Below are 13,516 nucleotides of genomic sequence, written 5' to 3'. Positions count from 1 at the left end.
GAAGCGCAATAAACGATCCGTTCCGCGCCCGATGGCGTAAGAAACCGCACATCGGCTGCTCCATCAGCGCACGAAAATTCAGGCCGCAGCCGATACCGGCGATGGCGCGTCAGGTAGCCTTCGAACAGTCGGGCCTGGGCTCGTCCGGCAGTTTGCCGTCCGGATGACCGACAAGGTCGGGATTGGGCGTATAAAGCTGGTCGATGACCAGCGGCCGGTCGGGCAGGACCGATTGGTCCTGCGTCGACATCAGCGTGGTGTCGATCGTCTGGAGGACCGCACCCTCGGCATCCTTGATGCTGATCGCAATCGCATAGGGCTTGTCCTTGACGATGCAGAAAAGTGCCGGGCTCTCCAGTGATACCTTGCCGAGCTTCGGCCAGACTTTCTGTTCGACGACCAGCGGCTCGCCGCCCGCCGGATTCTGGAAGCTGGCGACCGCGATCTGTCCTTCCTGCATCGGCCGCAGCGGTCTCAGCGTGACAACATAGGTCGCCCTTGCGAGCCGGTAGTTGAAGACGAACAGTTTGCCGGAAATCTCGAACAATCCGCCTTCGCCGTCCGTGCCGGTATCGCGGCAGGCGCCAAGCGTTGTCGCTGCCACGAGCGCAACAATGATCAAGCGTAAGGGGTTCCTAGACATTGGTGGTTCCTCTGGCGGCCGCTCGACGGCGGCGATAATGGCGGCTTGCCTTCCGGCGGTTTCCGCACACCGCCATGTCGCACCAAAGGCGGCTGGAATTGCGGCTTCTGTCGAGGAACAGCCAAGTGCAGTTGGGGCAGATCCTCAGCCTTGCGATCGCGTCGCCCTGCAGCAGAGACAGTGCGGAAACCGCCAGTGCCGCCTCGAAGGCGATGGGCGTCGCCGGATCGCCGAACGGCCGTCCCGACGCACCGATCTCGGTGTGGCTGTGCGCGAGACCCTCGGCGCAGGCTTTCAGAAACGGGGGCAGATCGCCTGTAGCGACCGCGCCTTTCGTCACCGCGCCGCGAAACAGCCTGTCGGTGGTCTCACGGATCGCCAGCACGACCGGCGCGATTTCATCCGGCAACGGCGCTTCGAGCCGCCTGCCGCCAAGCTCGGCTGCGCGGAATTCGCTTGCCGCGTCGGCGAAATGGACGATCTCCGCCGGGTTGTCGAAACGGTCGAAGGTTTTCCGGGGATCACCACGCAGCACGACGGTGTTCGCCGTATCGAGTGCAAGAAGGCCGCCGGTGAAGCGGTGCGGGGTCCAGGAAACGGTCATGAGCAGCATTTCTAACCGATTAATCGCATTTGACAAGTTAGATTGCCCGATGCCAATCTGCTGTGCGTGGACGCGGTTTTCCGCGATCCAGGGAGCTTCGCATGCTCTATTTCTTCCAACAGGTCCTTAACGGGCTGCATTCCGGCGCGCTCTATGCGCTGCTCGCCTTCGGCTATGTGCTGACCAACGGCATCCTGCACCGGACGAACCTCGCCTATGGCGCGCTGTTCGCCTTTTGCGGACAGACGATGATCCTCACCGCGGCCTTCGGCTATCAGGCCCTGTGGCTGACCCTGTTCGCGGCCGTCGCGCTCGGCATTGTCGCGGCATTCCTGTATGCGGCGCTGATCTGCCATGTCCTGTCGCGCAACATCTTCGAGCCGCTGGCCGACCGTACGCCCAACGCGATCGTGGTGACGACGCTGGGCATATTGCTGCTGCTGTCGGAGGCGAGCCGCATCGCCGCCGACACCCACGACCTGTGGCTGCCGCCGATGCTGGCCGAGCCCGTCGTCTTCGCGCGGGACGCCCGTTTCAAGGTGACGCTGACGCTCATCCAGTTGCTCGACAGCGCGGTCGTCGCGGCAACCATCGCGCTCGCCGCCTGGGCGCTCGCCCGCTCGAGCTTCGGCCGGCGCTGGCGCGCCGTGTCCGACGACCCCAAAGCCGCGGCCATGTGCGGCGTCGACGTGCGCGCTATGTTTCGGCACACGGTGGTCGCAGGAGGCCTTTGCGCGGCGCTGGCCGGTGTGCTTGCCGGCCTTTACTATGGCAATATCAGCTTCGGCTCCGGCCTGGTCTATGGGCTGAAAATCCTGTTCGTGACGGCGGTGGGCGGCTATCTCTCGCCGTTGCGGGCCGCACTTGGCGCCGCCGTCTTCGGCATGGCCGAATCGCTGTGGGCCGGCTATTTCCCGGTCGAATGGCGCGACGCCTGGATGTATCTGTTCCTCGTCGCCACCTTGGTGCTGATCGGCGCCGGCCGCGACCAGGGCAAGATCGCCTGAGCCGCATAAGACTTGGGTAGACTTTGGTTGCATGACGTCGACAGCGCCGCGCGTCCTCTCGGACGCGCAAAGGACGCTGCAGCGCCTTGATTTTGCGCATGATCCTTTCCGAAAATCGATTCCGATTTTCGGGGTCATGCGCTGCGTCAGGCGGCCGTTTCGCCTCTTCCTCACCTCACAAGATTGTTCTACTCGGTCTGCACTGTGTTGACCCGCCGGACCACGCACGGCATACCGTTGGGCCACAGCGAGGCGACGGATAACAAGCAGGAATCGGCGCGCCTCTGGTATTTTGAGTCACGCATCGTGCTTTCCGAAAATCGACACCGATTTTCGGGCCGATGCGTAAAGGGAGGAATGCATGGCAGGGCTTCTCGCTCTATCCAGAACCATCGATCGTGTGAGCGAATTCATCGGCAGATGGGTATCGTGGCTGATCCTGCTGGCAATCCTGGTCAGCGCCGCCAATGCGGTCATCCGCAAGACGTTCGACATGTCGTCGAACGCCTGGCTGGAGCTGCAGTGGTATCTGTTCGGCGCCGCCTTCATGCTGGCCGCCGCCTACACGCTGAAGCAGAACGACCATATCCGCATCGACATCGTCTACGGGATGTTTTCGCGCCGCGTGCAGCACTGGATCGACCTGTTCGGCCATGTCTTCTTCCTGATGCCGTTCGTGACGCTGATGGTGATCTATTTCGTTCCCTATGTGTCGCTGTCGTTTCGCAGCGGCGAAATGTCGAACAATTCCGGCGGGCTGATCATCTGGCCGGCAAAGGCGATCCTGCTGGCCGGCTTTTTCCTGCTGGCGCTTCAAGGCATCTCGGAGATCATCAAGAAGATAGCCATCATGCGCGGCGACATGGACGATCCCACCCCGTTCATATCGGTACATGAGCAGGCCGAACTCGAAGCCAAGGCGCTCGCCGAAGAGGTGCGCTCGTGATGGAGTTCATCGCCCAGAACATGGCGCCGATCATGTTCGCCTCGCTGGTCCTCTTCCTGCTGATCGGCTATCCGGTCGCCTTTTCGCTCGCCGCCAACGGCCTGCTGTTCTTCTTCATCGGCGTCCTCCTGTCGCCCTATTCGGGCGGCTCGATCAATCTTGCCTGGCCGCTGCTGCACGCACTGCCGGACAATTTCTACGGCAGCCGGGTGATGTCCAACGACACACTGCTGGCCATCCCGTTCTTCACCTTCATGGGCATCGTGCTCGAACGATCGGGCATGGCCGAGGACCTTCTCGACACGATCGGTCAGTTGTTCGGGCCGATCCGCGGCGGCCTCGCCTATGCCGTGATCTTCGTCGGCGCGCTGCTTGCCGCAACCACCGGTGTGGTGGCTGCCTCCGTCATCGCGATGGGCCTGATCTCGCTGCCGATCATGCTGCGCTACGGCTATGACCGCCGTGTGGCGTCCGGCGTCATTGCCGCATCGGGCACGCTCGCCCAGATCATTCCGCCCTCGCTGGTGCTGATCGTTCTAGCCGACCAGCTCGGCCGCTCGGTTGGCGACATGTATGCGGGCGCGCTGATCCCGGGGCTGATTCTGACCAGCCTTTACACGATGTATATCGTGATCATGTCGATCGTCCGGCCGAAGTCGATGCCGGCCCTGCCGCTGGAGGCCCGCACGCTCGGCCACGGCATCCTGTCGCTGCTGGTCGCGGTGCTGGCGGCAGTGGTGATTTCCTACGCGGCGTATCGCTATCTTGCGCCCACGCAGGGCCAAAACGCCGACATCCTCGGCGCCACCATCGGCGTGATCTTCATCTACGTCCTGGCGATCGCCGATCAGCGCCTAAACATCAACATGATGTCGCGGCTGGCGCAACAGGTGATCATCGTACTGATCCCGCCGCTGGCACTGATCTTCCTGGTGCTGGGCACCATCTTCCTCGGCATCGCGACACCGACCGAGGGCGGCGCCATGGGCGCTGTCGGCGCGCTGATCATGGCTGCGATGAAGGGGCGGCTGTCACTGGACGTAATCAAGCAGGCACTGGCGTCGACGACGCGGCTGTCGTCCTTCGTGCTGTTCATCCTGATCGGCGCGCGGGTGTTTTCACTCACCTTCTACGGCGTCAACGGCCATATCTGGGTCGAACATCTCCTGACATCGCTGCCGGGCGGTGAAGTCGGCTTCCTGATCGGCGTGAATATCCTCGTCTTCTTGCTCGCCTTTTTCCTCGACTTCTTCGAGCTCGCTTTCATCATTGTGCCGCTTTTGGCGCCGGCCGCCGACAAGCTCGGCATCGACCTGATCTGGTTCGGCGTGCTGCTCGGCGTCAACATGCAGACCAGCTTCATGCATCCACCCTTTGGCTTCGCGCTGTTCTACCTGCGCTCGGTCGCCGCCCGGGTGCCCTATCTGGATCGCCTCACCGGCAAGCAGATCGCACCGGTGACCACCGGCCAGATCTATTGGGGCGCGGTTCCCTTCGTCTGCATCCAGGTGATCATGATCGGGTTGACCATCGCCTTCCCGCAGATGGTGATGCACTACAAGGGCACGGCGGTCGACCCGGGCACGATCGATTACCAGGTGCCGGAAGCGCCCGGTTTCGGCCTGCCACCGCTCGGCGCACCACCAGCCGACGGCACCGCGCCTGCGGCGCCCGGGGCCCAGGACCTGTCGCAGCCGCCGAATTTCGGCGAAACGCCGCCTGCCAAGCCGGCAGCCCCAGCGACCGATCTATCCCAACCGCCGAGCTTCAATTGATGCCGGAGGCTCAACAGTCATGAGAGCGGTGCGGCTGGAGGGCGTGGGCAGCATCGCCCTGCGAGAGGTCGGCAAACCGTCCGCCGGGCCGGACGATCTCCTGGTGCGGATCGAGGCATGCGGCGTCTGCGGCACCGACCGGCATCTTTTCCATGGCGAATTTCCCTGCACGCCACCGGTGACGCTTGGGCATGAGTTCTCCGGGATCGTCGAGGCGATAGGAACCGCTGTGTCCGGCTTTTCCGTCGGCGATCGCGTCACCGGCGATCCCAACATTGCCTGCGGGCGCTGCCCGCACTGCCATGCCGGCCGGGTCAATCTCTGCCACAATCTGATTGCCATCGGCATCCGCCGCGACGGCGGCTTCGCCGAGTATGTCGTGCTGCCTCAGAAGCAGGCCTTCCTCCTTCCGAAAGACCTGAAGCCGACGCATGGCGCGTTCTGCGAGCCGCTTGGCTGCTGCCTGCATGGCTTGGATCTGGCGCAGATCAGGCCCGGCTCCTCGGTCGCCGTGCTTGGCGGCGGCGTGATCGGCCTGCTCACCGTGCAACTGGCAAGGCTTGCCGGCGCGACCACAATTATCCTGTCGACGCGCCAGGCCTCGCGGCGTGCCCTCGCCGAAGAATTGGGCGCGACGATGACGGTCAACCCCAGCGCTTACGATATCATCGACGCGATTGTCGGTCCGTCGGGTCTGTTGCCGGGCGGTGTCGATGTGGTGTTCGAATGTGCTGGCGTAAGAGAAACGGTCGAGCAATCGATGCGGCTCGCCAAGGCCGGCGGCACGATCGTCGTCGTCGGCGTGACACCTCAAGGCATGAAGGCAGAATTCGAACCTTTCGATCTGTTGTTCCGGGAATTGAAGGTTCTGGGCTCTTTCCTCAATCCGTTTATGCATCGCCGGGCCGCCGATCTCATCGCCTCGGGCGCGATCGAGATCGACAAGCTCATCTCACGGCAGGTTACTCTTGAAGAGGCGCCTGCGGTAATCGCCAATCCGCCTGCTCCAGGTGAAGTCAAGGTACTGGTGGTACCGCGCTGATCGGCAAATCGAAATGTTGCGGTGCCACGCTTCCGAAGAACGCGTGGCACCAGAGCTGTCTCAGGTTCAGAGCTTGCGGTTGCGCTGCTGGACCATCATGAAGGTGTCGTAATTGTACTCGGCCACCTGCGCCCAGAGATAGTGCTCCTTGCGGAAGGCCTTGATCGACTCCCAGATTTTCTTGAACGGCGCGTTCGAGGCTTCCATCTCGGCATAGACCTCATTCGCCTTGTCGAAGCACGCCGCCATGATTTCCGGGCTGAACGGGCTCAATTTGGCGCCCCCTTTCACCAGCCGATTCACGGCCGCCGGATTCAGATAGTCGTATTTCTGCAGCATGTTGGCGTCGGCGGCCTGCGCGGCGGTGTGCACCAGCGCCTTGTAAGCCGGCGAAAGCTCCTCGTATTTCGCCTTGTTGAACATCAGATGGACGGTTGGGCCGCCTTCCCACCAGCCGGGATAATAGTAATAGGGTGCAACCTTGTAGAAGCCGAGCTTCTCATCGTCATAGGGGCCAACCCACTCGGCAGCGTCGATGGTGCCTTTTTCCAGCGCCGGATAGATATCGCCGCCGGCGATCTGCTGCGGCACGACGCCGAGCCTTTGCACCACTTTGCCGGCAAAGCCACCGATGCGCATCTTAAGGCCCGAAAGGTCGGCGACGGTCTTGATCTCCTTGCGGAACCAGCCACCCATCTGCACGCCGGTATTGCCGCCCGGCAAGCCAAAAAGGCCCTGCGTAGCGAGAAACTCGTTGAACAGGTCGATGCCGCCGCCGTGGTAATGCCAGGCATTGATGCCGCGCGCGTTGAGCGAGAAGGGAACCGCGGCACCCAATGCCCACGTGGGGTCCTTGCCCCAATAATAATATGCCACCGTATGGCAGGCCTCGACGGTGCCGGCGGTGGTGGCGTCCGCGACCTGCAGGCCGGGCACCAACTCACCGGCAGCGAAGACCTGGACCTGGAAGTTGCCGTCGGTTGCCTCCGAAAGCATCTTGGAAAAGACCTCGGCGCCGCCATAGATGGTGTCGAGGGATTTCGGGAAGGACGACGCCAGGCGCCATGTCACTTTCGGATTGGATTGGGCAATTGCCGGCGCGGCAAGCGTTGCGGCAGCGGCCGCGGCGCCCACACCGGTCACGCCGGCCTTGCGGATGAATGATCGACGATCCATGAAGTCCTCCCTATTGGATCAACAGACCGACGTTCGGGAATCCTCGCTGCCCAGGCCGGCTGGGGGGAACAATACACAGGCAAGAAGTCGAGTCCAGCGCGGCAGCCGGATCAGGCGCACGTCATGCAACTATAGTCTAATGCGGATTCGTGGCCCACACGACACGCTGAAACTTGTCATGGAAAGTTGTCTTCGGATCGCCTATTTTGTAAGCAGAATAATTCCTTAGCACCAATGGAACCCGTATCCAAAATGCACCAGCCGCTCGTCGCCATCTCAACCGACGTCCGCCAGTTCGACAACTACACCTGGCATGCCGCTCCGCAGCAATATCTGGAGGCGGCGCTTTCGGGCGCCGGCGTATTCCCAGTGCTGGTGCCGTCCTTCGGCGACCGGCTCGATTTCGACGAATTGCTTTCCTCCGTCGACGGCGTCATGGTCACCGGCTCGAAGTCCAATGTGCATCCCTCGCTCTATGGCGGCGATGCCAGCGAGGCCAACGGCCCTTACGACCCTGCCCGCGACGCCACCACACTGCCGCTGATCCGCAAGGCGGTGGAGCGCGGCGTGCCGCTGCTCGCCATCTGCCGCGGCATCCAGGAGATGAATGTGGCGCTGGGCGGCACGCTGGCTGCTGAAATCCACGAGCGCGAGGGGTCGCTGGACCACCGCGCGCCTGCAAGCGACAATCAGGACGAACGCTTCGCCATCCGTCAGACCGTTTCGATCAAGCCCGGAAGCTGCCTCGCCGGCGTGTTCGGAGCGGGCGACATCATGGTCAACTCGGTGCATCGCCAGGCGATCGACGGGCTCGGTCCGAAGCTGCAAATAGAGGCGGTCGCCGCCGACGGCACGGTCGAGGCTGTCTCGGTGCGCGATGCCCACGCCTTCGCCGTCGGCGTTCAGTGGCATCCCGAATACTGGGTCAAGTCGGACAGCGTCTCGGCAAGGATATTCCGCGCCTTCGGCGACGCGGTGCGCCTCCACGCGGCGGCGAAATCCGGCGCGCGCGCCGCCGCTGAGTAATCAAGGTCGAGAGTTCAAGGATTGGTGACCGCCGGTGGCAACAGCGGCAGGACCGGCACGTAGGATTCATGGCCCTCGTCGTCGGCGATGGCGAAAGTGACGATCGGGTCGATGCCGTTCGCGCAGAGCGCCGCTCAGCTCCGCGCCTTGATCTTTTCTGTCTCCGGCACCGGCGTCAGCGCCTTTCCCTGCGAAAACCAGGAAACCAGATTGTCGACACACAGATCGGCCATGGCGCGGCGGGTGTGCTCCGAAGCCGAGCCGACATGCGGTAAAAGCGAGGTGTTGGGGGCGGCAAGCAGCGCCGGCGGCACGTTCGGCTCGTTGGCGAAGACGTCGAGCCCGGCCGCGGCGATAGTGCCGTTGGCAAGTGCTGCGGCAAGTGCCGCCTCATCCACTGTGCTGCCGCGGCCGATGTTGACGAAGACGCCGTTGGCGCCCAAGGCTGACAAGATCTCGGCATTGACCGCCTTTTCGGTCGAGGCGCCGCCGGGCGCCACCGAGATCAGCGTATCGACCGCCTCGGCAAGGCCTTTCAGTGTCTGGTGATAGTCGTAGGACAGGCCTTCGACCCGGCGCCGGTTGTGATAGGCGATCGGCAGGCCGAAGGCCTCCAGCCGCCGGGCAATGGCGAGACCGATGCGGCCCATGCCGAAAATGCCAATGCTGCGATCGCGCAAGGTTAGCCGGCTTAGCGGATAATTGCCGTTTCGCGCCCAACTGCCGTCGCGCAGCCAGGTCTCGGCGCGCGGCAACTCGCGGATGGTGTTGATCAGAAGCCCGATCGCCGTGTCGGCGACCTCCTCGGTCAACACGTCGGGCGTGTTGGTGACCATGACGCCGCGCTGCGCCGCGTGGCGGGCATCGACCGAATCGTAGCCGACGCCGAAATTGGCGATAATCTCAAGGTTCGGCAGCGCATCGATGAGCGCTGCGCCGACACTTCCGAAGGCGGCAATGCCGCGCACCGTGCGGCGCAGCTCGTCGGTGACCTGCGACGCATCAGGCCGTTCGATCCACACGCGACTGAACGTCCGGTCGATGCGGCTGACCGCATGATCGTTGAACTGGCCCGCCACCAGAATGGCGACTGCTTGCTGCTGTTCGGCTTTTGTCATGCACGTTCCACTGGTTTGCCGGTCGACTGGCGCACATGCAGTTCCGGCTTGATAAGTTCCTGCGACGGTCGCACCATCTGCCCGTTGAGCTTGTCGAGCAGTGCGCTGGCGGCCCGGCGGCCGACCTCGCGCTGGCCGTTCCAGACGGTGGTCAACGCCGGCGTAGCGATCGCCGCCTCCTCGAGATCGTCATAGCCGGTGACGGAGATGTCAATGCCTGGCAACAGGCCGGCGCGCGCAATGCCGTTCATCAGGCCGATGGCGACGAGGTCGTTCCAGCAGCAGGCCGCGGTCGGCTTGTCCTTCAGCGCCAGGAACTGCCCGGCGGCTTCGAAACCGGCCTGCTTGGTGCGCGGGCCGGCAATGCGCCAGGACGGCCTGACCTCCAGCCCGGCCGTCTCCATGGCATTGACATAGCCTTGGTAGCGGTCGCGGCCGGTCGAGGTCTGGTCGGTGCCGCCGACCATGGCGATGCGCTTGTGGCCGAGCGAGATCAGGTGGTTGGTGGCGAGCCCGGTGCCGTAGGCGTCGTCGCCGCGAAAAACGGGGACGTCGGCGCCTTCGACGGTGCGTGCGATCAGCACCGCCGGCAGGCCGTTTTCCTCGGCCATCAGTATGTCTTCGGGCGGCGTGCCAATGGCCGGCGACATGATGACGCCGTCGGCGCCGAGCTGCAGCAGCGTGTCGATGAAGGTGCGCTGCTTTTCGAGCTGGTCGTAATGGTTCGAGAGGATGAAGGTCTGTCGGCTGCGGTCGAGCTCGCTTTCGATCGAACGCAGTATCTCGGCAAAGAAAGGGTTCATGATGTCGTGGACGACGACGCCAACGATGCCCGAACGTGAGGTGCGCAGGCTGGCGGCGCGGCGATTGTAGATGTAGCCGATGGCGCGGGCATGTTCCTTGATGCGGTCGCGGGTGGTTCCGGCGACCAGCGGACTGTCGCGCAGGGCCAGCGAAACCGTGGCCGTGGACACGCCGAGCGCATCCGCGATCGTCGAAAGCTTGATCTTCTGTGCCAGCGCCTTGCGCTCCCCCGACGATCTAGAGCTGATCCATGATCTCCAGCGAAAAACGGATTCCACTTTTCGCTGACGCGGACCTTCGGTTCGGGATCATGATCTAAACAGTTTAAACGCGGCCTTATGCCACCCTTCCGGGACAAATCAAAGTTTTTTTGCCAGCGCTTCCATCTCGACATCGAGGGCCGCGCGGTTGCGCACGCGCAGCCGGTGCTCGCGATGGACGATATAAAGGCCGCTGGCGACGATGACGGCCGCGCCGACGAGCGTCCAGCGGTCGGGAAACTGGTTGAAGACCAGCCACCCGGCAATGATCATCCAGATCATCTGCGAGTAGGGGTAGGGAGCCAGCGCCGTGGTGGTCGCAAGCCGATAGGCCTGTACCAGGAGCCAGTGGCCGATGGCGCCGAAGACGCCAAGCATCAGCAGGATGAACCAGTGCCAGCCATCCTGCGGCAGAGAAAGCGAGAACGGCAGCATGGGCAGGAGCAGCACGGCGGGCGCCAGTGCCGAAAAGAGGATGAGGCTCTCGGAAGTCTCCGTCGCCGACATGCGACGCGTCATGATGACGTAGAGACAGTTCGACAGCATCGAGCCGAGCGCGAAGAGATGGCCGATGCCAAAGACGCCGACGCCCGGCCGGGTGATGATGAGAACGCCGACGAAGCCGCTCAGGATCGCAAGCCAGCGCCGCCAGCCCGCCCATTCGCCGAGCAGCGGACCGGCAAGTGCCGTGATCACCATCGGCGCGAAGAAATAGATCGAAGTGGTTTCGGCCAGTTGCAAAGTCCGCAGCGCCATGACGTTGCAAATGGTCGATCCGAACAGGAAGGCGCCGCGCAGGATATGGGCCGGCAGATTGCTGGCGCGAAACCGCGCCGGCTCGCGCCATCCGCGCAGGAAGATACCGACAAGCACGACATGGACGGCAAAGCGAGCCCAAGCGACGATCAGCGCCGAGACGCCGGCCAGGACAAGATATTTGCTGCTGGTGTCGAGGAAGGTGAAAAACACATAGACGGAAAGCATGCAAAGCATCGCCGCCGGAGGCGTCGCGCTTTCGTCTTGTCTTGGGGGAGCACTCAATTTCAGGCCGGATGGGGAAGCAGGACAGAGCCCAACCTTTGAGGCATTTGTCATCTGCCGGCAAGCCAAAAGAGACTGGACACCAAGAGCCCGCCAACAGGCTCAGGGATGCATGCGGGCGCCCTTGGTGATCTTGTCGACAAGCTTCTTTTCGGCGCGCAGCGCGATGCCGACGACTTTGGCGTCATCGGGTGCGAATTCGGCAAAGACGGCGCGGTTCGCCGCGTCGTGGCCGGTCGAAAACATTTCGTCGACGTAGAGCGAGGTTGTCACACCGCGCTCCAGCGCCCGCCGGTGGATCGCACTGAGCGTCGGGCGGTCGGCCGAAAGCACAATGACCGGCTGGACCGAGAGCGGATTGTAGACGTTGCCCGCACGGTCGCGATAGGGTTCGCCGATGATGTCGGCATATTGTGCTACGATGCCACTGGTCAGGAAGGCGGTGACATTGAGCTTTTGCCAGACGGGAAGGTCGTCTTGCAGCACGATTGCAAATTTCGTGTCGAACATGAGACATTTACCATTCGAGGTTTGTGAATGAAGCGATGTCGCACGGTCTAGATGGCGAGGCCTTTCAGGGTCTTGGACGTTTGTGCGTTGACGTGGCTGAAAACTGCGTCGTCTCGGCTCCCGATTGCGTCGGCATGGAGCGTATCGAGGCACGGTTCCACGGCAGCGCCTTCGATCTCCATCGCCACGACACCTACGCCATCGGCGTGACGCTGCATGGCGTACAGAGCTTCCGTTATCGCGGCGCGACGCATCACAGCCTGCCCGGTCAGATCATCGTGCTCCATCCCGACGAATTGCATGACGGGGGCGCCGGCACCGAAGACGGCTTGCGTTACAGGATGCTCTACCTGGAGCCGTCCCTTGTGATCGACTGCCTCGGTACGATAGGCGCATCGCTGCCCTTCGTCAGGGATGCCGTGGTGACCGACCCCGTCTTTCGCACGAGGCTGCTTTCGGCACTGGGGCCGTTGGACCAGAAGCTGGACGAACTCTTTGTCGCCGACTTCATTGCGCAACTGATGCAAAGCCTGGTACGGCACGCGGGCCTGCCGGCAAGACCGATCCCAAGGACAGCATGGCGGGCAGCCAGCCTGGCGCGCGACTATCTCCAAGAAAATGCGTTCCGTATCGTCCGTTCCGAGGAGTTGGAGGCAATCACCGGGCTGGATCGCTACGCCCTATCGCGGCATTTCCGTGCCGCCTTCTCCACCAGCCCGCATCGCTTTCTCTTGATGCGCCGGCTTCAACGAGCTCGCCGGATGATCGAAGCGAGCGAGCCACTGGCGCAGATCGCGATAGCGGCCGGCTTCAGCGACCAAAGCCATTTCATCAGGCACTTCAAGAAGGCGTTCGGCGTCACGCCGGGCCGCTGGTCGGCATTGATCCATGGGTCGTCAGTAGCAGCTGCCTGATGGCGTCAGCCACGGATCATTCGTCGGCGTCGATCTCATCATCGATGAGAACCATCTCCCCGTTCGAGAGATTCGCCTCGACGCGGGCGAGCAGCTTGAACAGCGCCTTCTGGTCCTTTTTGTCGAGACCCTTCAGCGCCTGTTTCTCGGTCTTCTTCACCGATTTCTCGATGGCGTGAATGATGTCGCGGCCGGTGTCGGTGAGGAAGATATGGGCCTGGCGGGCATCGGCCGCAGAGGCGCGTTTTTCCAGGAAGCCCTGCGCCTGCAGCCGGTTGATGGTCTTGGTGATGGTCGGCGGGCGAACACCGAGGCGGCCGGCAAGATTGCCGGGCGTCTGGCCGTCCTCACGGTCGAGCGCCAGCATGATCTGGTCCTGGCCGGCGTAGAATCCGTGCGCCAGAAGCCGCGCCGCGAGTGCCGTACGTGCCAGCCGCGCCGCCGAATGCAGCCGGCTTATTGTCGCAGTCTTGTCCGCCTTGGCCATGGTGACCCCTTCTCGGCCGAACCGGTGCGGACAGCATAGAGGCGGCCGCCCGATTGGCAATCGACGATCAAAAAGATCCGGCTTTGCAAAACAGCTTTGCCGGCAAGCAATGCGATGTCCGCCGTGGCTAATGCCAGATGTTTATTTCAGTTAGATGACAAAG

14 protein-coding genes are annotated in these 13,516 nt (G+C 62.9%); 6 read left to right on the top strand and 8 right to left on the bottom strand.

The annotated features are described in order from the left end of the window. Positions 1-109: 109 nt before the first annotated feature. Both EJ066_RS09770 and EJ066_RS09765 read right to left on the bottom strand, forming a co-directional pair. The gene (locus EJ066_RS09770) at positions 110-643 is read right to left on the bottom strand and encodes a hypothetical protein (protein ID WP_126037155.1); all 534 of its coding nucleotides are present in this window, start codon (positions 641-643) and stop codon (positions 110-112) included. Next, positions 636-1,247 (bottom strand): CGNR zinc finger domain-containing protein, encoded by a 612-nt coding sequence (locus EJ066_RS09765; RefSeq protein WP_126037153.1) that lies wholly within the window; start codon positions 1,245-1,247, stop codon positions 636-638. The genes EJ066_RS09770 and EJ066_RS09765 overlap by 8 nt, the downstream gene beginning before the upstream one ends. Positions 1,248-1,348: 101 nt before the next feature. Between EJ066_RS09765 and EJ066_RS09760 the strand changes: the two genes are divergently transcribed. From EJ066_RS09760 to EJ066_RS09745, 4 genes are all read left to right on the top strand, one after another. Then, the gene (locus EJ066_RS09760; protein ID WP_126037151.1) at positions 1,349-2,254 is read left to right on the top strand and encodes a branched-chain amino acid ABC transporter permease; all 906 of its coding nucleotides are present in this window, start codon (positions 1,349-1,351) and stop codon (positions 2,252-2,254) included. 361 nt (positions 2,255-2,615) lie between these two features. Then, positions 2,616-3,200 (top strand): TRAP transporter small permease subunit, encoded by a 585-nt coding sequence (locus EJ066_RS09755; protein WP_126037148.1) that lies wholly within the window; start codon positions 2,616-2,618, stop codon positions 3,198-3,200. Then, a complete protein-coding gene (locus tag EJ066_RS09750; RefSeq protein WP_126043807.1) occupies positions 3,200-4,975 on the top strand; it encodes a TRAP transporter large permease subunit in 1,776 nt (591 codons plus the stop codon). Before EJ066_RS09755 ends, EJ066_RS09750 begins: the two co-directional genes overlap by 1 nt. Before the next feature lie 19 nt (positions 4,976-4,994). Further along, entirely contained in the window at positions 4,995-6,017 is a 1,023-nt protein-coding gene (locus EJ066_RS09745) for a zinc-dependent alcohol dehydrogenase family protein (RefSeq protein ID WP_126037146.1), read from the top strand. A 66-nt stretch (positions 6,018-6,083) separates the two neighbouring features. Here EJ066_RS09745 and EJ066_RS09740 read toward each other — a convergent pair whose 3' ends face one another. Further along, on the bottom strand, positions 6,084-7,193 hold the full coding sequence (locus tag EJ066_RS09740) for a TRAP transporter substrate-binding protein (protein ID WP_126037144.1): 1,110 nt from the start codon (positions 7,191-7,193) through the stop codon (positions 6,084-6,086). A 252-nt stretch (positions 7,194-7,445) separates the two neighbouring features. Between EJ066_RS09740 and EJ066_RS09735 the strand changes: the two genes are divergently transcribed. Beyond that, entirely contained in the window at positions 7,446-8,219 is a 774-nt protein-coding gene (locus EJ066_RS09735; protein WP_126037142.1) for a gamma-glutamyl-gamma-aminobutyrate hydrolase family protein, read from the top strand. A 134-nt stretch (positions 8,220-8,353) separates the two neighbouring features. On the opposite strand, the gene EJ066_RS09730 is transcribed toward EJ066_RS09735, so the two are convergent. From EJ066_RS09730 to EJ066_RS09715, 4 genes are all read right to left on the bottom strand, one after another. After that, a complete protein-coding gene (locus tag EJ066_RS09730; RefSeq protein WP_126037140.1) occupies positions 8,354-9,337 on the bottom strand; it encodes a 2-hydroxyacid dehydrogenase in 984 nt (327 codons plus the stop codon). Then, positions 9,334-10,356, bottom strand: coding sequence for a LacI family DNA-binding transcriptional regulator (locus EJ066_RS09725; protein WP_126043806.1), 1,023 nt, complete (start codon positions 10,354-10,356; stop codon positions 9,334-9,336). The genes EJ066_RS09730 and EJ066_RS09725 overlap by 4 nt, the downstream gene beginning before the upstream one ends. A gap of 144 nt (positions 10,357-10,500) precedes the next feature. Continuing rightward, entirely contained in the window at positions 10,501-11,385 is an 885-nt protein-coding gene (locus EJ066_RS09720; protein WP_189644464.1) for a DMT family transporter, read from the bottom strand. A 159-nt stretch (positions 11,386-11,544) separates the two neighbouring features. After that, positions 11,545-11,952, bottom strand: a complete 408-nt coding sequence (locus tag EJ066_RS09715) for a DUF2000 family protein (protein WP_126037136.1) — start codon at positions 11,950-11,952, stop codon at positions 11,545-11,547. 35 nt (positions 11,953-11,987) lie between these two features. On the opposite strand from EJ066_RS09715, the gene EJ066_RS09710 reads away from it, so the two are divergent. Beyond that, a complete protein-coding gene (locus tag EJ066_RS09710; RefSeq protein ID WP_126037134.1) occupies positions 11,988-12,866 on the top strand; it encodes an AraC family transcriptional regulator in 879 nt (292 codons plus the stop codon). 16 nt (positions 12,867-12,882) lie between these two features. Here the strand turns inward: EJ066_RS09710 and EJ066_RS09705 are convergent, their stop codons facing one another. Further along, on the bottom strand, positions 12,883-13,353 hold the full coding sequence (locus EJ066_RS09705; RefSeq protein WP_126037132.1) for a MarR family winged helix-turn-helix transcriptional regulator: 471 nt from the start codon (positions 13,351-13,353) through the stop codon (positions 12,883-12,885). Between the last annotated feature and the right edge of the window lie 163 nt (positions 13,354-13,516).

The sequence above is a fragment of the Mesorhizobium sp. M9A.F.Ca.ET.002.03.1.2 genome (genome assembly GCF_003952365.1).
Taxonomy (GTDB): Bacteria; Pseudomonadota; Alphaproteobacteria; order Rhizobiales; family Rhizobiaceae; genus Mesorhizobium.
The sequence above is the reverse complement of the archived record's forward strand: the minus strand, read 5'-3'. Positions and strand labels throughout refer to the sequence as shown.